The organism is Microcoleus sp. K4-B3 (genome assembly GCF_036704615.1).
Classification (GTDB): domain Bacteria; phylum Cyanobacteriota; class Cyanobacteriia; order Cyanobacteriales; family Microcoleaceae; genus Microcoleus.
Genome location: NZ_JAUBSF010000002.1, coordinates 130,669 through 151,531 on the forward strand (window position 1 = coordinate 130,669; position 20,863 = coordinate 151,531).

Here is a 20,863-nt window from a genome sequence, read left to right on the forward strand (position 1 = left end):
AGTCGAATGTTAAGCTTGCCTTCTTCGACTTTAACACCGTCCCCTAAAGCTAAGCTTCTAAGCCCCATCTAAAATCTAAAATCTAAAATCTAAAATTGATATGACACCTTAATTTGTTAAAGTCGAATGTTAAGCTGGCCTCGTTAGACTTTAACACCGTCCATAAAGCTAAGCTTCTAAGCCCCATCTAAAATCTAAAGTCTAAAATCTAAAATTGATATGGTTCACCAACCCCCATCCGGTGCAAGAGATTTATTGCCCCTTGACGTTGCTCAAAAAATTTCGATCGAACGGCGCTTGCAGCAGGTTTTTCACCGCTGGGGCTATCACCGGATTATTACTTCAACTCTAGAAAGGCTGGAGACTTTAATGGCTGGGGGCGCGATCGACCGATCGACTCTGATTCAATTGCAAGACGCCGAGGATGGAGAACTGGGTTTGCGACCGGAACTGACAGCATCGATCGCCCGCGCGGCTGCAATGCGGATGGCCGGGACTCGCTGGCAGCCTCAGCGCCTCTACTACAACGCTAACGTGTTCCGCAAAGGCCCAGATACTGGCTCAGGCGGGCAACAGGAGTTCTATCAAGCTGGGGTAGAGCTGCTCGGCGCGGGGGGGACGGTTGCGGATGCGGAAGTGCTGCTGCTGCTGTCTGAGTGCTTGCAGAGCTTGGGAATTGATGACTGGCATTTGGTTTTGGGAGAAGCGGGCTTGACAGCAAGATTGCTGGAACCGTTTCCGCCAAACGTGCGCCAAAAAGTTCGGGGGGCGATCGCCAATCTCGATCGAATTGCCTTGGAAACTTTGCCGCTGTCAACCGAATTGCGAGAAAGAGCTCTGCTGTTATTTGACTTGCGCGGCCGCCCAGAAGAGGTGTTGCCAATTGTTGCCAAGCTGGATTTAGATTTGCCGCAGCAATCGGCGTTAAACAATCTCAAATCTGCGATCGAATTGCTGCACAAATGCCAGTCAAAAATTCCCAATCTCAAATCCCACATTCACCTCGATTTGAGTTTAATTCAAACATTTGACTACTACACTGGAATTGTGTTTGAAGTGGTCAGCAGCAGCAAGACAGGACAGCGAGTTTTAGGACAAGGAGGACGCTACGACCAACTGTTGGGACTGTTCGACCCGCAAGGGCAAAATTCCCCCGGCATCGGGTTTTGTCTGAATATTGAAGATTTGCACCAAGTTTTGCTGACAGAGGGGCAATTGCCCACGGAGACACCAGCTAGCGAATGGTTGGTTGTGCCTCAAACTCCTGAAGCTGGGGCGGCGGCCTTTGATTATGCTCGCAAACTCCGAGAGTCTACTCACCTAGTTCGGGTAGAAATAGATTTGGAGAGTCGGGAGACTGCGGAGGCGGCACGGGAATACGCGCGCGATCGACGAATTGCTCAAATTGCTTGGGTAAATGCCGAAGGATTGCCAACAATTGAAACGGTAAATTAGGCTAATTGGTAATTAGTAATTGGTAGTTGGTAATTGGTTAAAAATCACCCGATATGATATTATGTATCCTGCTGATTGAGAGAAGGTTTTGCCAATTGCTAATTGCTAATTCCCTATCTACCTAAAATGTTTTGAGAGAACACTATGGCACACACTATTGTTACGAATATTTGCGAGGGAGTTGCTGATTGCGTTGGCGCTTGTCCGGTTGCTTGCATTCACCCGGGCCCCGGCAAAAATGTCAAGGGTACTGATTGGTTTTGGATTGATTTTGATACCTGCATTGACTGCGGTATTTGTTTGCAGGTGTGTCCTGTCGAAGGTGCGATCGTTCCAGATGAACGGCCTGAGTTGCAGCAAACTCCCTCTTAATTGAAATTGAGGGCTAGATACCTACATTAACTCAGGGGTAAGGTGCGCGCCCGGGCGCACCCTACATTTACTTTTTTTGCGAACCGCAGAGGGCGCAGAGGGCGCAGAGAAGAAGCGTGAGAAATATCGGAAAAAATCTAACATTTAGATATCTAAGTCAGGTAATTAATTATGTTACTTTTAGATCCAAAAACTCTCGAACCTGCTACCGAACAGCGCATTATTTTATATGATGTGAGTTGGGAGCAATACGAGCAACTTTCTGATATGTTTGTCGGTGAATTCCCCAGGATGACTTACTTGGAAGGAACGTTAGAAATTATTATGACGACTTCGCCAGAACACGAAAGGCTTAAAAAAATTATTGCCCGGTTGATAGAAACTTATGCGGTTGAAAGGCTAATTAATCTCAACGGTTACGGAAGTGCTACATTTCGCCGCGAAGCTGTGAGACGGGGTGCTGAACCAGATGAGTGTTACTGTTTGGGTGTACTTGCAGAAGTCCCGGATATTGCGATCGAAATTGCTCTGACTAGCGGCGGTGTTGACAAGCTGGATGTGTATCGCGGTTTGCAGGTTCCTGAAGTCTGGTTTTGGGCTAACGATCAATTTTCTATTTACCACTTGCGGGAGTCGGGTTATGAGTTAATTTCGAGCAGTGAATTTTTGCCTGAGTTAGACTTTTCTGTATTGAGTCAATATGTAGGATATGTTAACCAAACTGAAGCTGTTATTGCTTATAGAACTGTTTTGCAAACAGCTACAGGAATGTCAAATCAATTGTGAACTCTTTCTCTTCCCTTCTCTTCCTTCGTGTCTATAGCGTCTTCGCGGTTCGTTTTAAAAAAAAGCCCGATCGCACTTTCGGACTCTCACATTAAACAAAGGTATGTAGTTGCGCTTTAGCGCTCTTTCCTTGGCTAAGAGCGCTAAAGCGCAACTACATACCTAAAATTGCACCCCTATTTGTGACAGTTGGCCTTAGTCCTAACAATAAAATCTACAATAAAATCCTATGCAGCCGATCGCACTTTCCGACTCTCAAATTTTATCCATCCGCACCCACGCCGAAAGCACTTATCCAGAAGAATGCTGCGGTTTGTTGCTCGGTCGAGTTACTGGGGGTGTTAAAACTTTGGTAGAAGTTTGGCCGACTCAAAATGCTTGGAGTGCTGAGGCTGAAGAGAATTGGCCCGAACAAAAAGAATTGACAGAAAGACGCAGATATGCTATAAAGCCCGAAGATATGTTGCGGGCGATGAAACACGGGCGCGATCGATCTCTGACAATTATCGGCATATATCATTCTCATACGGATTGTCCCGCAGTGCCCTCAGAGTGCGATCGGACATTAGCCTGGGCCCAATACTCTTACATCATTGTGTCCGTCCGACAAGGCTGTTCAGAAGACCTCCGCAGTTGGAGTCTTGACGGAGAGGGGAACTTTCAAGCAGAGGAAATTCTCGCAGCGGAACAGACTGAGATTAAGAAATAATTAGTAAAAATAACAAACACGTAAAAATGCGAAAGATTTAGATAGGATATAATTCAAAATCTGCGCTACACACAATATCATGCTAAATCCTAATCTGGACGAGATCCAGCTCAACAAACAAGAATACGAACGCTACTCTCGCCACCTGATCCTCCCAGAAGTTGGATTGGAAGGGCAGAAGCGTCTCAAAGCTGCCAGTGTGCTCTGCATCGGTACGGGAGGCCTCGGTTCGCCGCTGCTGCTTTATTTAGCAGCCGCCGGTGTTGGCCGCATTGGGATTGTAGACTTTGATATTGTTGACCATTCCAATTTGCAGCGGCAGGTAATTCACGGCACTTCTTGGGTTGGGAAACCGAAGATTGAGTCGGCTAAAAATCGGCTTTTAGAAATTAATCCTTTTTGTCAAGTTGATTTGTACGAAACTCGCGTTAGTTCGGAAAATGCGATCGACATTGCCACTCCTTACGATATCATTATCGACGGCACGGACAACTTCCCGACTCGCTATTTGATGAACGACGTTTGCGTGCTTTTAAACAAGCCCAACGTCTACGGTTCCATCTTCCGATTTGAAGGGCAAGCAACAGTTTTCAATTACGAAGGCGGCCCGAATTACCGCGATTTGTACCCGGAACCCCCGCCACCTGGCATGGTTCCTTCTTGTGCAGAAGGCGGCGTTTTAGGCGTTTTGTGCGGAGTTGTCGGTTCTATCCAAGCAACGGAAGCTATCAAAATTATCTTGGGTCAAGGCACTACTTTGAGCGGCAGACTGTTGCTTTACAATGCCTTAGATATGACGTTCCGACAATTGAAACTGCGGCCTAATCCAGTGCGTCCGGTAATTGAAAAGTTAATCGATTACGAACAATTCTGCGGCATTCCTCAAGCTAAAGCACAGGAAGCGCAAGAACAACAGCAAATTTCTGAGATGACTGTCGCAGAACTTAAAGAGTTAATCGACAGCGGTGCCAAGGATTTTGTATTGTTAGATGTTCGCAATCCCAACGAGTATCAAATTGCTCAAATTCCTGGGTCGGTTTTGGTTCCTTTGCCGGATATCGAACACGGCGAAGGTGTCGCCAAGGTCAAGGAATTGTTGAACGGACACCGCTTGATTGCACACTGCAAAATGGGCGGACGTTCTGCGAAGGCTTTGGGGATTTTGAAGGAAGCGGGAATTGAGGGAATTAATGTTAAGGGCGGGATTACTGCTTGGAGTCAAGAAGTAGACTCGTCTGTTCCTCAATATTAAGCAAAGCAAAGCAGGACACGGCAATGCCGTGTCCCTACAGAAAACCCAGATTAACTCAATCCTTCAACTAACAAATCGCGAGTAGCGAAGCAGGAAACGGCAATGCCGTTTCCTGCGCGAGACATCGCGCCGTGTTGATAAAGGTGCGACGTTTGGCGGCGAAACAGGACACGGCAAAACATTGTTTGTGATTGATTCGTGTAGGGACACGGCAATGCCGTGTCCGGCGCGAGACATCGCGCCGTGTTGATAAAGGTGCGACGTTTGGCGGCGAAACAGGACACGGCAAAACATTATTTGTGATTGATTCGTGTAGGGACACGGCAATGCCGTGTCCGGCGCGAGACATCGCGCCGTGTTGATACAGGTGCGACGTTTGGCGGCGAAACAGGACACGGCAAAACATTATTTGTGATTCATCCCTGTAGGGAAACGACAATGCCGTGTCCGGCGCGAGACATCGCGCCGTGTTGATAAAGGTGCGACGTTTGGCGGCGAAACAGGAAACGGCATTGCCGTTTCCCTACGGAATTGACCTTGAGTAGCGAAGCAGGACACGGCAATTCCGTGTCCCGACACAAAATGCAGATTAACCCAACCCTTCAACTAACAGATTGCGAGCACTTTCCAACGCTTCCTGCAACTTACTTGCATCGCGTCCCCCAGCTTGCGCCAAATTCGGACGCCCGCCGCCTTTTCCGCCGCAAATTTGAGCAATTCCCCCGATAAACTTGCCAGCTTGCAATCCTTTCTTATTGACTTCAGGACTAAAAGCAGCCACCAAACTTACCTTGTCCGGTTCAGGAATTGATGCCAAAACAACCGCAGCATTTCCTAACTTTTGCTGCAATCTTTCCGCCGCAGTTTTCAGCGCTTCTGTATCCACATCACCCAATTGAGCTACAATGATTTTGAATTCGCCGATAGCCTCCGCCGCACTCAGCAACTGGTCGGATTTTGCGATCGCCAATTCCGACTTCACAGCAGCCAAATGTTTCTGAGTATCCTTCAACTCATTCTGCAAATTAGTAATCCGGTTCGGCAATTCTTCAGGCTTCGCCTTAAATCGATCGCCCAAATCGCGCACCACCTTGTCCCGCACGTTCAAATAGTCCAAAACAGCTTGACCGGAAACCGCTTCAATCCTGCGAGTTCCCGCGGCTACCCCCGCTTCCGAAACAATCTTAAACAGCCCGATTTCTGCCGTATTGCTGACGTGAGTCCCCCCGCACAATTCCATCGAAACGCCGGGAAAATCGATAACCCGCACCACGTCGCCGTACTTCTCGCCAAACATCGCAGTCGCGCCTTTTTCCCTCGCTTGGGCGATCGGCATTTCTGCAACGACCGCAGCGTGCGCCTCAGCAATCCAACTATTAACTAAATCCTCAATTTTCTGCAACTCTTCTGCTGTGACAGCGCGCGGAGAATTGAAATCAAACCGCAATCTCTCAGACGATACCAGCGAACCAGCTTGCGAAATCGAATCGTCCACAATTTTTCGCAAAGCTGATTGTAATAAGTGAGTTGCTGTGTGGTTGGCTTGAACTCTCCGGCGGCTGCTATTGTCAATTTTCGCAGTAATACTATCGCCAACTCTCAGCGTTCCCCGTTCCACAAAGCCGAAATGCACGAAGAAATCCGATTCCTTCTTCACATCATCAACTCTTACCAACAAACCCTCTCCATTCTCTCCCTGACTGCTGCGGTTCAAATAACCTTTATCCCCAATTTGTCCGCCGGATTCGGCATAAAACGGCGTTTGGTTCAAAACAACTTGTACCTCGGTACCCGCCGCTGCTTCCTCCACAGATTTGCCCTCAACTAAGATAACTTCCACCTCAGCTAAACTCGACAATTCAGCATAACCGACAAACTCAGTTCCCTGGATTGTTTCAGCCAACTTATCCAAAGAACCCTGCACGGTCAAATCGATTGTTTCGCGAGCGTTTTGAGCGGTAGTTTGCTGCACTTCCATTGCCGCATTAAAGCCCGCTACATCCACAGTAATTCCCTCTTCCTCAGCAATTTCTTGAGTCAGTTCTAAAGGGAAACCGTAAGTATCGTAAAGCTTAAAAGCATCTTGCCCTGCAATTTGATTTTGACCTTGCTGCTGCAACTTGTTGATTATTTCCTCCAGCAGCTTCTCTCCGCGTTCCAAAGTCTTGAGAAACTGCGCTTCTTCCCTTGCCAATTCCGCCTTAATTTGAGCTTCCCGCCGTCGCACGTTCGGATAAGCAGCTTCCGAAAGGCCGATCGCACTTTCAGCCACCCGCACCGTAAATTCGCCCTGAATTCCAATCAGCCGCCCGTGGCGCACTACCCGGCGAATCAACCGGCGCAAAATGTAACCCCGACCCACATTCGACGCGCGAATTTCGTCCGCAATCATGTGCACCACAGCCCGAATATGGTCGCCAATTACTTTCAGCGAAACCTTGACTTTTTCATCGCTATTGTGGTAATCAATCCCGGCAATTTCTGCTGCCGATTGAATGATCGGAAAAATCAAATCTGTTTCGTAATTATTGGGGACTTTCTGGAGGATTTGCGCCATCCGTTCCAGTCCCATGCCAGTATCAATATTTTGATTTTGCAGCGGTGTTAAATTGCCCTCTGCATCTTTATTGTACTGCATGAAAACCAGGTTGTAGAATTCAATAAACCTGCTATCATCTTCGAGGTCAATATTGTCGCCTCTTTCTGGGTGGAAATCGTAGTAAATCTCCGAACACGGGCCGCAGGGGCCTGTCGGGCCGGATTGCCAGAAATTGTCATCTTCTCCCATGCGCTGAATCCGATCGCCCGGAATGCCAATTTCATCGCGCCAAATCGCAAAAGCTTCGTCATCTTCTCGGAAAACGCTAACAACTAAATTGGATGCTGGTAAACCGAAAACTTCCGTGGAAAGTTCCCACGCCCAGGCGATCGCCTGTTTCTTGAAATAATCCCCGAAACTGAAGTTACCCAACATCTCAAAAAACGTGTGGTGGCGGGCGGTGCGGCCGACGTTTTCGATGTCGTTGGTGCGGATGCACTTTTGAGAAGTGGTGGCGCGCGGTGATTCGGCGGTGCGCTGTCCGAGAAATATCGGCTTGAATTGTAGCATTCCGGCGATCGTCAGCAACACTGTCGGATCTTCGGGCACCAAAGAAGCACTCGGCAAGATTTTATGTCCCCGCTGGGCATAAAAGTCGAGGAATGTTTGGCGGATTTGGCTGCCACTGAGAAACTTAGGAGAAATAGACATGACAAAAACAGTTAAGTATGTAAAGATGTATCAGCAATAGAACTTACATCTATGTGGATATTTATATCATTATACTTAGTAATGTAAAGACCTATCAAGTTTTGCAAAGAGTGCTTTACTCCTCGGAAAGCTCGTGCTAACTTAATAATAGACACCCGGACAGAAAGAGAAAGGAGGTCGCTATATTTAGAAAGAAAATTCGAGGATATAGACATGGTGTCTCCGGTCTAGATTCCCAGGCGCAGCAGAAATTAACCGAACACAACTTGGAATAGTGGCGAACTGCCGATCGAGCAGTCAAGCCAAACCGCAGTCGAGTCAGACTTAGTTGTCGTTGCGGATTAAAAGTAAAGCTGCACAAGTTGTAAACCCTAGTAAGTAAAAGTTCTCCACCGGAAACACATCTCGTTTGTTAGAAAAAACAAAGTTCTCATATTATTGGGTCTGGTCGCTGTCGATCGGGCCCTATGAATTTTTATAGGGCGATCCGAGGAGGAGAGGGTTAGAGAGGGAGATTGGGGGAGAGTTCGACTGTATAAGTGCTTTCTGGTGAAAAGAAACTTCCCTCGGAGCCGATCGGCGATCGATCGGTGCAGCTTTTGAGTTATATTTTATACATAAGACCTGTGCGATCGCGGCCCAAGCGCTGTGGTATTAGGCACTCTCAAGATGCGATATCATTGAAGATGTCGGTACAAGACATTAAAACCCACCCGCTGTATAGCAGGGAAGTCTACGCTCCTCTGAGCTTGCTGCAAGGCAAGGAGAGCAAACCCCCATTTTGGGTGACAATACCCGGCTCAAGAATTTGAATCTCAGGATATTTAGAGTCAAAACACTAAAAAATCCCCTCCCCGACGCAGGGGTGAGAGTTCAAACAATAAAAGCCCGCCCACTCAAAAAAGCTAGTGCCGCCAACAACTTTCGTAAATCACTAGCACACTTTTTAAACTCACAATCTCCGGAGATTCCAGGTACAAGCATGGCCGAAATAACTAAAGAAGAAATGCGCGAACGGCTGGGAAATATCGACCAGATTCGCGATATAATTTTCGGGGCGCAGCTTAGAGAATACGATAACCGCTTCGATAAAATAGATTCCGACTTGTCGATGATGCAGCAAGATATGCAAGCTCGCATCGAACAAGTAAAAACAGTTCTTTCAGGAGAAATGAGGGCTGCGGTTGATTCGTTAGAAAAAAAAGTTAAATCGCTCACCTCAAACACCCAAGAAGAAAGCGCAGACATCCGTCAGCAAGTCGATCGCGTTAACCGGAAATTTTCCAGCAGCATTGAAGCCCTCGACGAGGCGATCGACAATCAAACCAGTTCGCTTCGCAACGAACTCTCCCAAAACAGAGAGCGACTCTCCGAAGAAACTCGCACATTAAAAACACAGGTTTTTGAAGAACTCGATCGCCGCTTTTCCATGCTCAGAGATGTTAAAGTTTCCCGAGACGACATGGCAGAAATTCTGTTTGAACTCGGCATGAGGCTCAAAGGAACAGAATTTGTCCCCGAACTTAAAGGCGTTGCTGATAATAAGTTAAATACCGAATTTCTGTTGCCGGAGCGCCACCATCACGGATAATAACGCATGGCTTTACCGAAAGAAAATCCGGCTGACGAAGATGAGTTAGAGGGTTTTGTTTCTAAACCTGACGAGTCCGCTGCCGATGCAGCAACCCAGCTAGAACCCTTGCTGAATCTGTTAGTCGATCTCAAAATTATTGCTAGTTCAAACCAGCAAAATGCAGAGTCCGAAGGTGACAGCAGCGGGGAAAACAATCAAGCTGGGGATCTCGGCGGGTTGATGGATTTGTTAGGTATTTCTTCAGACAAGCAAGAGGAAGTTGCAGCGAGTCTGCCCGAAACTGCCGATCGCAAACCGGAGTCTGGCGATTCCTGGGATGTTAAAGATGAGTTCAAAAGTTTGCTATTCGCTACTCACAAACTCAACACTTCAGAACTCGAAAGAAACTATTCCTCCGCTAAAACTATAGAGGTTTCAGCGATCGTCCAGGCGGATTTGGAGGAGAAATCAGAGCCACTCCAAGAGTTGTCTAACTTGGCAATGAAAGATTCTCTACAGGCAGTACAGGCTCAAAAATTCCACGGGTTCGATCGGCATTTACAGGATGTTTCCCCTCCCGAAACCGAGTCAAAATTCTCGGTAATTCCCCATAACCCCATAGTTTCCCCAGTCTCAAATCCACCAGAAACTGGATATTTAGATGCTGCGATGGCTTCGGCTATAGAAATCCCAAACTTACTAGAACAGCCGACAGAAATATTAGGCCAAATTAAACAAGACTTAAATCAAGCCGACAGCGCGATGGAAACGCTGCAAAATCTGATTTTCGGCTCAAAAATATCAGATATCGAGCAAGTCAAAAATCTGCTGGCAGAAAACGATTTGCCGGGGGTGCGCCACCTTATGGCAAAAATCGACGAGAAATTAGGAAAATTGGAGCACCAAATCTACGATCCCCAAGAGTTGATTGAGTTGATGTTGCCTTGGATTGCAGAAATTCTCAGCCGCAAAATTACCGATTCCAGAGAAGAAGTTGTCAACGCGATCGGGCCAATTATTGACGAAGTGATTAGGGCAAAAACTCAGGAAAATAAGTCGGCAATGAGTGCGGCAATAGCTGAGCTGCTGCCCGACGCACTTGCTCAACAAATAGTCAATTCGCCAGCGGATATTGCTCGCGCGATCGCCCCAGAAATCGGTTTGGCAATTAAAGAGCAAATTCGCCTCGACCAAGAGTCGATCGCCCAGGCCCTCGCCCCCGAAATGGGCAAAGCGATTACAGCCCAAATAAAACTCGAACGCGACTCTATGGTGGATGCGCTCTATCCCGTAATTGGCAGTACAATTTCCCGATACATGGCAGAAGCTATCAAGACAATCAATGAAAAAGTGTCAAATGCCATCAGCGTTGAAGGCTTTAAGCGAAAAATTCGCTCCAAAGTACAAGGAGTCTCCGAAGCTGAATTAATCCTTCAAGAATCAGTACCCTTCACCGTCCAAGCAGCATTCTTAATTCACAAAGCATCAGGCTTGATTATTTCCGAAGTTCAAAACTCAGAAAGCTACCAGTTAGAATCAGAAATGGTAGCAGGAATGCTCACAGCTATTCGCAGCTTTGTTAACGAGTGCATCGTGCAGCCGGGAGAAGCTTCCGAGCTCAATCAAATTGAATACGGCGACTCCAAGATTATCCTAGAAGTAGCGGGATACTGCTACATGGCAGTCGCGATTAAAGGAGAACCGCCACACTCGTTCATCTACAAACTGCGGCAAACAGTTAGTAATATCATCCTTAATTACGCTAAAGTAATTCACGAGTTTAACGGCGACCCCGGTACTATACCGGAGTCGCTGCACCCGTGGATAAAAACTTTATTTGAACCGCTGCAAACGGAAAAATCAACAAAACCCCCGATCGCCCTAGCGGCGATCAGTTTAGCCGCCCTGAGCTTAATCTTAGTACCTTGGGGAATTTATCAGTACCGCAGCAGCGTTGAGCGCCGCCTCGAAGCAAATGCCGTCGCAGCTTTAGCATCGACTCCCGAATTAGCAGTTTACCGCTTAGATGTTGCAGTTGATGGCAAAACTTTAAAGCTAACCGGAAAATTGCCCAATCAAGAATTGCGCGCACAAGCCGCAAAAATAGCCGCATCAACTGCACCTAAATTGCAATTAGACAATAGAATTGTAGCTGTAGATGTCCCCCCAGATCCAGTTTTGACGGCGGCCGAGGTGCAGCGGATTACCGCTGTTTTGAACCAGAGAGAGGGCGTTTTAATTTCTACTCGGTACGGCGATCGTAAAGTGACTGTAGATGGCACAGTTATAGACCTAGCAGACGCACAGAAAATAGCTCAGTCCTTGAAGCAAATTCCCGGTGTTCAGTCGGTCATCAGCACTGTTAAATTAGATCCCCTGAAAATTACAACCCGCATCTACTTCCAGCAAGGAACGACAACATTAGACTCTACACATGGAGAAATCATCGCCAGTGTCAAAAATTTCATGGATCAATATCCTCAAAAACAGATTAAGATAATTGGGCACAGCGATCGAACTGGAGAACTTGTTACAAATCAACAGTTGTCGCTCAAGCGTGCCGCAGCAGTGCGAGATGCTTTAGTGCGACAAGGTGCTGACCCGAAGCGCCTCCAAACCGTCGGCAACCCCAATCCTCCTGCCGACGTGGAACCGAATCAACCGCGACTTTTAAGCAGATGCGTGCTATTTGAACCAATAACTAAGACCATAAACAGTAAATAATTATGTCAGTTACTATATCTAAAAAAATGTGCATGATTGGCGATTTTGGCGTCGGCAAAACCAGCCTGATCCGCCGTTTTGTCGAGCGGCAATTCAGCGACCAGTATCTGTCCACTGTGGGAGTAAAAATTTCTCGCAAAAATATCATATTAGAAAACACAAAACGGCAGGAAATCGTCACAGCACAGTTGCTAATTTGGGATTTAGAAGGGCATACAAAATTCAAAGGCATAGCACCGACTTACTTGCAGGGAGCTAGCGGCGTTTTAATCGTTGCCGATGTCAGCCGCTCCGAAACAGTTGAGCGAATCTCCGAACACATTCAGCTTTTTTCTTCAGTCAATCCTAAAGGATTAATTATCGTCGCTTTGAACAAAGTAGACTTGATTGACGAGGAAAAATTGGCGCTGCTAGTGGAAATATCCCATTCGATATGTCAAGACAAAGTAATAGCAGTTTACGCGACATCTGCTAAAACAGGCCAAGACGTTGACGAAATTTTCTACAAACTAGCTTACACAATGGTAGAACAAGTATGAACCCCCTTTTAAGAAAGCTGTTGGACCCGCGACAAATAGAGTATTTTGTAGTAAATCACCATTTCATCATTCAGGAAACCTCCGCCGAACTCCACCATTATGCCGATACTCCGGGCGATGCGATACCCGGTGCAGATGCTCGCATCAGTTTTCCCGAATTGATTGGCATTGAAAATATCCTCATGTCTATCATTATGGGACGGGTGCCGGGTTTTGAAATCAAAGGTATCGCTCGGTTTGCCGACCACAACCGCCCTTTATACTTTGATATGTTGGCTATCAAACATGAAGACGAACAAGAAGATGTACCAAGTAAATTGCTAATTTTGATTGAAGATACCACTGAAAAGATGGTGATGAAGCAATCGTTGATTCAAAGGGCAAATGAAGCTAATCTTTTGGTTAGCGCCTTAGCCGCTTCTAAAGATTATATAGATAAAGTTATTCGTTCGATGGGCGATGCTTTGTTGGTAACAACAACATTAGGAATTATCAAAACAGTCAATCAATCAGCAAAATGGTTATTTGGGTATAACGAAGCAGAATTGATCGGCCACCCCCTATCCATAATAGTAGTCGAAGAAAAATTACTTTACCAAGCTCGCCACCGCTATATTTTGTCTCATCAAGAGCTGCTCAGAGAACTGGAAGTAATCTGCACTACTAAAGCAGGAGAAGAAATTTGGGTAGAGTTTTCCTGTTCGGCAATTCAGACAGAATTAGAGGGACTTTACGATTTCATCTATATCGGCAGGGACATCACAGAACGCAAGCAACAAGAAAGAGAAATTCGCCGCTCTTTGGCAAAGGAGCAAGAACTCAGACAGGTAAAATCTCGTTTTTTCTCGATGCTCGCTCACGAATTCGGCAATCCTTTAAGTACAGTATTATTTGCTACTAAAATCCTCCAAGACTACGGCGACGAAATCACCAACGAGGAAAAACAACAATACCTCCAACACGTTAAATCAGCATCTCAACACATGGCTCACCTATTAGATGAGGTGCGGTTACTCAGCAGCGCCGAAGCTGGAAAACTTGAATTCAATCCCGCACCAGTTGACTTACCAAAATTTTGCAGCGAGCTAGTAGAATCAATTAAAATTAGTTACGGAAAAAATCATACAATTAATTTTATTTATAAACAATTAAGTATTTCCGCGAAAAAAACTGATAACGAGTCGGAGGAAACCCAAGACTTGCCAGCACTCGATGCAAAACTGCTGCGGCACATATTGACAAATTTGCTCTCAAATGCTATCAAATATTCGCCGCTCGGCAGCAATATTTATTTTGAATTAAATTGTCACAATGAAGAAGCTAAATTTAAAATTAAAGACGCAGGCATCGGCATTCCTATCGAAGACCAAGAACAACTGTTTGAATCTTATTACCGAGCCCAAAATGTGGGAAAAATACCCGGTACAGGACTGGGTTTATCCATAGTGAAGCAGTGTGTAGACTTACACGGAGGTCAAATCGAATTTTCCAGCAAGACAGGGTTAGGCACTACCTTTATAGTCAAAATTCCCTTTTACAAACATAGATAAATAAATTGAGATCAAATAATTCGATATAGAGGGCGAATTCACTACTAAAAATCCAACATGAAAACCCTGTTAAAAAAGCTGTTGGTTCCCCACCACTTGGAGTACCTAGCACTCGATAAAGACTTTTTAATCCAAGAAACATCTCTCAAAGTGCAGCGGTTTGGGGACTGTCCCGAGGAAGTAGTTGTCGGCAACGATGTCCGCATTCCCTTTCCTGAATTAGTGGGAACTGAAGAAGTTTTAATCGATATTTTTGAAAGACGTGTGCCAAATTTTGAATTAAAAGCAATCACGCGCGTATTAGGAAATGGCTCGCGGCTTTATTTTGATATGTATATCGTCGAGTTCACCAATGACGATAATTATCAGAGATTAATTATATTTTTTGAAGACGTAACCGACAGGATGGCTTTAGAACAAACTCTAGTCCAAGCTACCAATGAAATGGATATTTTATTGAGTACCTTAGCCGCTACTAATAATTATGTTGAAAAAATTATTACTTCAATGGCTGAAGTTTTGTTGGTAGCAACAGCCTCGGGAAAAATTAAAAAAGTCAATCAAGCTGCTCAAGATTTGTTCGGTTACAGCGAATCTGAATTAGTAGGTCAGCAAATAGACGCTCTTGCTGCTGTTGGCGCATCTTTGCAAGCAGTCAGTCAATATCCGCCTGAACAATCTCAAACTCACACCGAAGTAATTTGCAAGACCAAAACCGGAGAAAAGCTAACAGTTTCGTTTTCCTGTACGGCGATTTCGACTGACATTAAAGGCATTTCTGGAGCAAGGGCCGCTGTTCAAGATTTCGTGTACATCGGCCGCGACGTGACAGATAGACAGCGCGCCCGCAAGCGACAAATAACTCAGTACGTCACCACTCGCATCCTGTCGGCATCCGAAACAATCAAAAAAGCTATAGCAGCAATTCTTCCCGTAATTTGCGACAGCTTGGGATGGGATACCGCCGAACTTTGGATGCCAGAAGCTGGGGAAAAACTGCTGTCAGAAACTAAGAGAATAACTGCGGTTTCCGACCCGAATTTGCTTCGGTGCGTCGCCAGTTGGACAAAACGCTCTGTTTCTATCCCCAAATTTGCCGAATTTACCGAACAAATGACCTGTGCATTTGGCGAAGGATTGCCCGGTCTCGTTTGGGCCAGCGGTTCCTCTCAGTGGATTGCAGATGTCACAAAAAGTGACAGTTGTCTGCGCCGAGAAATCGCCGCAGAAGAAGGACTTCACGGAGCTTTTGGTTTCCCCATTGTGGGCGACTACGACCCTGAAAATTCTGCAAAGTCTGTGTTGGGGGTGATAATCTTTTTCAGCCGCGAAGTGCAGTGTTTTGATGAAGAATTGCTCCAGATAATGGCAACAATCGGTAGCCAACTCGGTCAATTTATCAAGCGCAAGCAAGCTGAAATAGCTTTGCGGGAAAGCGAAGAACAACTGCGAGACTTATTTGAAAATGCTACTGACTTAATTCAAAGTATTGGAGCAGAAGGTCATTTTTTGTATGTAAATCGGGCTTGGCGGGAAACTCTGGGCTACAGCGAAGCAGAAATTTCTCAAATGACTGTTTTTGATATTATTCATCCCAACAGTTCCGAAGATTTTGTGGATATATTGTATCAAGCTATTACCCAAAAAGCGGTAAATAAAAACACATTGTATCCAGACTCTATTCAAGTAATACTTATGACTAAATATCACGAAGAAATTTTGCTGGAAGGCAGCATAAGCTGTAAATTTGCGGAAGGTTCGCTAGTAGCGATTCGCGCTATTTTGCGAGACATTACTGCTCGAAAGATGGCAGAAGACGCCCTCGCCAAATCTGTGTCCCTGCTGCAAGCAACCTTTGATTCTACGGCTGACGGTATTTTAGCTATTGACAGCAACCGAAAAATAGTCACTTTCAATCGAGAATTTGTGGAGATGTGGGGCATACCTAACGAAGTGATGGCACTGCGAGACGACGCCACCATGAACGCTTTTGTCCTGAACCAACTCAAAGACCCCCAAGCATTCCAAGAGAGAATAGAATCGCTTTACCAGCAGCCAGAAGCAGAAAGTTACGATTTGTTGGAATTTCAAGACGGTCGCTTTTTTGAACGCTATTCGGAACCGCAGCGGATCGGAGATCAAATTATCGGCAGAGTCTGGAGTTACCACGACATTACGGAACGCAAACAAGCAGAAGATGCCTTGCGAGAAGAGCAAGAAAAATCCGAAAAGCTGCTGTTAAATATCTTGCCCCAGGCAATAGCAGAACGCCTTAAACAAAACGAAACTACTATTGCCGAATACTTTCCAGAAGTGACTGTTTTGTTCGCTGACATTGTGGGGTTTACTGCTTTGTCTGCCGTCATGAATCCGATCGAGCTTGTGGAACTCCTGAATCTGGTTTTCTCAGAATTCGACCTTTTGTGCGAACAGCACGGCTTAGAGAAAATCAAGACCATCGGCGACGCATACATGGCGGTTGGAGGGCTGCCCAATCCCCGGGCAGATCACGCAGACGCGATCGCCAAAATGGCGCTAGATATGCAAGCAGAAATAGCCAGATTTAATGCTAACCATAATAAATATTTTAGCATCCGCATCGGCATTCACAGCGGCCCGGTTGTTGCCGGAGTAATTGGCATAAAGAAGTTTATTTACGATTTGTGGGGCGACACGGTAAATATTGCTTCCCGCATGGAATCTCACGGTTTGCCTTGGCGGATTCAAGTCAGCGAAACTACTTATAAGTTATTGGAACACAAATATTTGTTTCAGGAGCGGGGAATTATTGAAGTTAAAGGCAAAGGGGGAATGAAAACTTATATTCTCATTCGCCAACAATAAGGTGGGCCATCAGTCATCAGTCAGTAGTCATCAGTCATCTGGCTAATGACTAAAAGTGTTGCTAAAGTTAATTATCAATACTTTTTGGCCAAGACTGATGCAACTTGCTAATTTATCGGCAAATTTACGATCGCCCGACGAAGTTGTGGATCGCCACCCTGTGACGGTTGCGCCCTCCACTTGCCTCGGGGATGCGATCGCCCTGATGCGTGGGGCGAGAAATCCTCGTCCGCTGACTAATTCACCGCCGCACTCAAACGAAAGGGTAAAAGCCTCGATTAGTTGCGTCTTAGTTGTCGATGAAAATCAGCTAGTCGGACTGCTAAGCTCGGAAGATGTGCTGAACTTAGTCGCCTCCGAATCTGGATGGCAAACAATGAAAGTCGCCGACGCAATGACGCGGAATTTAATTGTCTTAAAAGAATCAGAATTTACAAATGTTTTTACCGCATTTAAGCTATTTTGTCAACACTCGATCGATTGCTTGCCAATTGTGGACGAACGGGGTCAGCCCGTAGGTTTAGTCAGCGAAAAAAAAATACGCCGAGAAATTTACAGGCGAGTCAAAAAGTTTCAGCAAAAAGTTGTCAAACTTCAGCAAAAACACTGTGAAATATTAGAAAACCAGTCAGAAATCGCCAAACAAGTCAGCGATCGCAAAAATGCTGCAAATGCGCTGCTGCAGAGCGAGGCGCGCTACCAGGCGATTGTGGAAGACCAAACCGAACTGATTTGCCGCTACCTCCCCGACGGTAAAATAACTTTTGTCAATCAAGCTTACTGCCGTTATTTCGGCGTACAACCAGAAGACTTGCTCGGCAACAGCTTCATGACGGCGATCCCAGAACCAGACCGAAAACTTTTTCAAGAGCAATATACTTCTGTGTCTCCCGACAAGCCTGTTTTTACGTGCGAACACCGAGTCATTTTGCCGAGCGGGGAAATTCGCTGGCAGCAGTGGATCGATCGGGCTATATTCAACGAGAGCGGACAAATCGTCGAGTATCAAGCAGCAGGCCGCGATGTCACGGAGCGCAAACAAGCAGAAATCGCTTTGCAGCAGCTCAATGCAGAGTTAGAACGACGAGTCCAGCAGCGGACTCAATGGTACGAACTGGCAGTATCGGCTGGCAAAGTGGGGGTTTGGGACTGGAATTTGGAAACCGACGAAATCTACATTGCTCCGTCTTTGAAAGCTTTGTTGGGCTATCAGGACGCAGAGATTCCCAACCGCATGGAAAATTGGGTGTCTCACGTTCATCCCGACGATCGAGTTGCAGTCGAGGAAGCAGTAAAGGCTTATCTAGAGGGTGTGACAGAAATTTATGAAGTCGAACACCGGATGCTGCGCAAAGACGGGAGCACCTGCTGGATACTTGCCCGCGGCAGCGCGATCCGATCGGCTTCCGGCAAGCCCTACCGCCTGACTGGCACTGACACCGACATTACGGATCGCAAATTGACCGAAGAAAAACTCCAAAACTCCGAAGCAGAACTGCTGACGCTGTTTAATGCCATGACGGATATCGTGCTGGTTTTCGACGCAGCGGGCCGCTACCTCAAAATAGCCCCCACGGCTCCCGAACTGCTGTACAAACCGGCTTCTGAAGTGCTGGGCAAAACCCTCGCCGAAATCTTCCCAGAAGCCGAAGCTAATTTTGCCCTGGGTCACATTCGCCAAACATTGGCATCTGGCCAAACCCACAGAGTTGAATACAGGATGGAAATTGGCTGCAAGTTATTTTGGTTTGATGCCACTATTTCGCCGCTGGAGTTTGAGCGGGTGATGTGGGTCGCCCGAGACATTACCGATCGCAAACAGGCAGAAGCTGCACTCCAAAAAAGCGAGGAAAAGTTTCGCAACTTATTTGACGATGCTCCGATCGCGATCGGTTTGACAAGCGTGCGTGACTACCGCACCATCAAAGTGAATGAAGCTCACCGCCAGATGTTGGGCTACAGCGATTCGGAGTTGGCGACGATGACTTTTACTCAACTCACGCATCCAGAAGATTTACAAGCAGAGATCGAGCAAGTCAAGGAGTTGGTCTGCGGCAATATTTCTCGCTTCGGGATCGAAAAACGCTTGATTAAGAAGAATGGCGAGCTGATCTGGGCAAACTTGACGATGACCCTGATCCGCGACCGCGAGGGAATTCCTCTCTACAGCATGGGGGCGATCGAAGATATCAGTTATCGTAAGCGGGCAGAAATGGAATTTCAGCAGTTAAAAGAACGCCTGCAATTTTTACTGGGTTCTAATCCGGCGGTAATTTTTACTGCCGCACCTACAGGAGATTTTTGTACTACTTACATTAGCGACAACGTTAAGGCAATCGTTGGCTACGAGCCCCAAGAACTGTTAGCAGATTCTAAATTTTGGTCGAGCCGGATTCACCCTGAAGATCGGCGACAATTTCTAGTAAACTTTTCTGATTTGTCCGAGGGTGAAAATTGCATTTGCGAGTACCGCTTTCTGCACCGAGACGGAATTTACCGCTGGTTGCGGACGGAACTGAAACTCTTGGTTGACAGCAGGGGCATTCCGATCGAAATTATCGGTTACACCGCCGAGATCACCAATTCTAAATACGCCGAAATCGCGCTGCAGCAGCAGTTCGAGCGAGAACGGCTCGTGGAGGCGATCGCCCGTCGCGTCCGCCAGTCTTTGCAATTAGAAGAAATTCTCAACACTACGGTTGCCGAACTCCAGCAAGTATTGTTAGCCGATCGAGTTTTGGTTTATCAAATTTTACCCAAAAAGGGCGGGCGAGTCATTGCTGAAGCCGTGGCAGAAGGATGCAACCAACTCGTGGATAGATGTTTTGGCGAAGAGGTTTTTCCGGCTGAAAGTTATCAGCTTTATTTGCAAGGGCGAATTTGTGCGATTTCCGAACTAGATTCTCCCTGGATTACACCTTGTGTGGTCGAGTTTATGAAAGAACTTCAAGTTAGGGCAAAGTTAGTAGTGCCGATTATTCAGCACAGCCAGCTTTGGGGATTGCTGATTGCCCACCAATGCCATGGCCCTCGTGATTGGCAAGAATGGGAAATGAATTTATTTCAGCAGTTGGTTAATCAATTAGCGATCGCCATTCAGCAATCTCTACTCTACCAGCAACTGCAAGCTGAACTGAGCGATCGCAAACAAGCTGAAGCAAATTTGAAAAACTCCCTCAAAGAAAAAGAAATTTTGCTCAAAGAAATTCACCACCGCGTCAAAAACAACCTCTGCGTAGTTGCCAGTCTGTTAGAATTGCAATCGAACACAGTTGCCGACCAGCAAATAGCCAAGATGTTTGAAGAAAGTCAGAATCGCCTTTACTCTATGGCTCTGATTCACGAGAAACTGTACCGCTCGACTAACCTGGCGCAAATCAATTTTGGCGAATATCTCGAAGATTTAGTAAGTAACTTGTTTCACTCTTACAATATTAGTGACAATCGCATTCAGTTGCAGGTATTAGCTGAACCAATTTACCTAAATATTGAAACTGCTAGTCCCTGCGGTTTAATTGCCAATGAATTGGTTTCAAATACCCTCAAACACGCTTTTCCTGATGGCACGAGCGGTACAGTTAGTGTAGAATGTTATCAAACGGGGGATGGAGAAATCAACCTCTTAGTTAAGGACAACGGCATCGGCTTTCCTCAAAACTTAGATTTTCGGAAAACTAACTCAATGGGCTTTCAAGTTGTCTGCACTTTAACTGAGCAGTTAGAAGGAAGCATCGAACTGTTAAGACAAACTGGCACAGCCTTTTACCTAAAATTTAACGAGTTAAACTACTCTCAAAGGTTTTAAAATC

14 protein-coding genes are annotated in these 20,863 nt (G+C 46.2%); 12 read left to right on the forward strand and 2 right to left on the reverse strand.

The genetic code is table 11. From position 1 onward, the window contains the following. Positions 1–219: 219 nt before the first annotated feature. From QUA78_RS02085 to moeB, 5 genes are all read left to right on the forward strand, one after another. Positions 220–1,455, forward strand: coding sequence for an ATP phosphoribosyltransferase regulatory subunit (locus tag QUA78_RS02085; RefSeq protein WP_333305644.1), 1,236 nt, complete (start codon positions 220–222; stop codon positions 1,453–1,455). A gap of 144 nt (positions 1,456–1,599) precedes the next feature. After that, positions 1,600–1,827, forward strand: a complete 228-nt coding sequence (locus tag QUA78_RS02090) for an indolepyruvate ferredoxin oxidoreductase subunit alpha (protein WP_015174956.1) — start codon at positions 1,600–1,602, stop codon at positions 1,825–1,827. Between the two features lie 171 nt (positions 1,828–1,998). After that, on the forward strand, positions 1,999–2,613 hold the full coding sequence (locus tag QUA78_RS02095; protein WP_333305641.1) for a Uma2 family endonuclease: 615 nt from the start codon (positions 1,999–2,001) through the stop codon (positions 2,611–2,613). Between the two features lie 229 nt (positions 2,614–2,842). After that, positions 2,843–3,322: a M67 family metallopeptidase gene (locus tag QUA78_RS02100; protein WP_333305639.1), complete on the forward strand. Its 480-nt coding sequence runs from the start codon at positions 2,843–2,845 to the stop codon at positions 3,320–3,322. Between the two features lie 79 nt (positions 3,323–3,401). Continuing rightward, on the forward strand, positions 3,402–4,574 hold the full coding sequence (gene moeB, locus QUA78_RS02105; protein WP_333305638.1) for a molybdopterin-synthase adenylyltransferase MoeB: 1,173 nt from the start codon (positions 3,402–3,404) through the stop codon (positions 4,572–4,574). A gap of 50 nt (positions 4,575–4,624) precedes the next feature. Here the strand turns inward: moeB and QUA78_RS02110 are convergent, their stop codons facing one another. After that, positions 4,625–4,756, reverse strand: a complete 132-nt coding sequence (locus tag QUA78_RS02110; protein ID WP_333305636.1) for a hypothetical protein — start codon at positions 4,754–4,756, stop codon at positions 4,625–4,627. 407 nt (positions 4,757–5,163) lie between these two features. After that, positions 5,164–7,824 carry an alanine--tRNA ligase gene (gene alaS, locus QUA78_RS02115; RefSeq protein WP_333398545.1) on the reverse strand — a complete coding sequence of 887 codons (2,661 nt, stop codon included), beginning with the start codon at positions 7,822–7,824 and terminating at the stop codon, positions 5,164–5,166. 539 nt (positions 7,825–8,363) lie between these two features. Here alaS and QUA78_RS02120 point away from each other — a divergent pair. The 7 genes from QUA78_RS02120 to QUA78_RS02150 all read left to right on the forward strand — a co-directional run bounded on the left by QUA78_RS02120 (position 8,364) and on the right by QUA78_RS02150 (position 20,859). Further along, complete coding sequence (locus QUA78_RS02120; protein WP_333304905.1) at positions 8,364–8,636, forward strand: hypothetical protein; 273 nt, start codon at positions 8,364–8,366, stop codon at positions 8,634–8,636. A 170-nt stretch (positions 8,637–8,806) separates the two neighbouring features. Then, the gene (locus QUA78_RS02125) at positions 8,807–9,415 is read left to right on the forward strand and encodes a hypothetical protein (protein WP_333304907.1); all 609 of its coding nucleotides are present in this window, start codon (positions 8,807–8,809) and stop codon (positions 9,413–9,415) included. A gap of 6 nt (positions 9,416–9,421) precedes the next feature. Then, positions 9,422–12,121, forward strand: coding sequence for an OmpA family protein (locus QUA78_RS02130; RefSeq protein WP_333304909.1), 2,700 nt, complete (start codon positions 9,422–9,424; stop codon positions 12,119–12,121). Positions 12,122–12,123: 2 nt separating this feature from the next. Then, positions 12,124–12,660, forward strand: coding sequence for a Rab family GTPase (locus tag QUA78_RS02135; protein ID WP_333304912.1), 537 nt, complete (start codon positions 12,124–12,126; stop codon positions 12,658–12,660). Next, positions 12,657–14,210, forward strand: coding sequence for a PAS domain-containing sensor histidine kinase (locus tag QUA78_RS02140; protein ID WP_333304914.1), 1,554 nt, complete (start codon positions 12,657–12,659; stop codon positions 14,208–14,210). The genes QUA78_RS02135 and QUA78_RS02140 overlap by 4 nt, the downstream gene beginning before the upstream one ends. Before the next feature lie 57 nt (positions 14,211–14,267). After that, positions 14,268–17,054 carry an adenylate/guanylate cyclase domain-containing protein gene (locus QUA78_RS02145; protein WP_333304916.1) on the forward strand — a complete coding sequence of 929 codons (2,787 nt, stop codon included), beginning with the start codon at positions 14,268–14,270 and terminating at the stop codon, positions 17,052–17,054. Positions 17,055–17,151: 97 nt separating this feature from the next. Next, a complete protein-coding gene (locus QUA78_RS02150; RefSeq protein WP_333304918.1) occupies positions 17,152–20,859 on the forward strand; it encodes a PAS domain S-box protein in 3,708 nt (1,235 codons plus the stop codon). Positions 20,860–20,863: the final 4 nt, after the last annotated feature.

What these genes read in the sequence shown, in the direction of transcription:
- QUA78_RS02145 (WP_333304916.1), top strand. Translation starts at nt 14,268, where the DNA reads ATGAAAACCCTGTTAAAAAAGCTGTTGGTTCCCCACCACTTGGAGTAC.
- QUA78_RS02130 (WP_333304909.1), top strand. Translation starts at nt 9,422, where the DNA reads ATGGCTTTACCGAAAGAAAATCCGGCTGACGAAGATGAGTTAGAGGGT.
- QUA78_RS02135 (WP_333304912.1), top strand. Translation starts at nt 12,124, where the DNA reads ATGTCAGTTACTATATCTAAAAAAATGTGCATGATTGGCGATTTTGGC.
- QUA78_RS02090 (WP_015174956.1), top strand. Translation starts at nt 1,600, where the DNA reads ATGGCACACACTATTGTTACGAATATTTGCGAGGGAGTTGCTGATTGC.
- QUA78_RS02100 (WP_333305639.1), top strand. Translation starts at nt 2,843, where the DNA reads ATGCAGCCGATCGCACTTTCCGACTCTCAAATTTTATCCATCCGCACC.
- moeB (WP_333305638.1), top strand. Translation starts at nt 3,402, where the DNA reads ATGCTAAATCCTAATCTGGACGAGATCCAGCTCAACAAACAAGAATAC.
- QUA78_RS02085 (WP_333305644.1), top strand. Translation starts at nt 220, where the DNA reads ATGGTTCACCAACCCCCATCCGGTGCAAGAGATTTATTGCCCCTTGAC.
- QUA78_RS02095 (WP_333305641.1), top strand. Translation starts at nt 1,999, where the DNA reads ATGTTACTTTTAGATCCAAAAACTCTCGAACCTGCTACCGAACAGCGC.
- QUA78_RS02110 (WP_333305636.1), bottom strand. Translation starts at nt 4,756, where the DNA reads ATGTTTTGCCGTGTCCTGTTTCGCCGCCAAACGTCGCACCTTTATCAA.
- QUA78_RS02125 (WP_333304907.1), top strand. Translation starts at nt 8,807, where the DNA reads ATGGCCGAAATAACTAAAGAAGAAATGCGCGAACGGCTGGGAAATATC.
- alaS (WP_333398545.1), bottom strand. Translation starts at nt 7,824, where the DNA reads ATGTCTATTTCTCCTAAGTTTCTCAGTGGCAGCCAAATCCGCCAAACA.
- QUA78_RS02140 (WP_333304914.1), top strand. Translation starts at nt 12,657, where the DNA reads ATGAACCCCCTTTTAAGAAAGCTGTTGGACCCGCGACAAATAGAGTAT.
- QUA78_RS02150 (WP_333304918.1), top strand. Translation starts at nt 17,152, where the DNA reads ATGCAACTTGCTAATTTATCGGCAAATTTACGATCGCCCGACGAAGTT.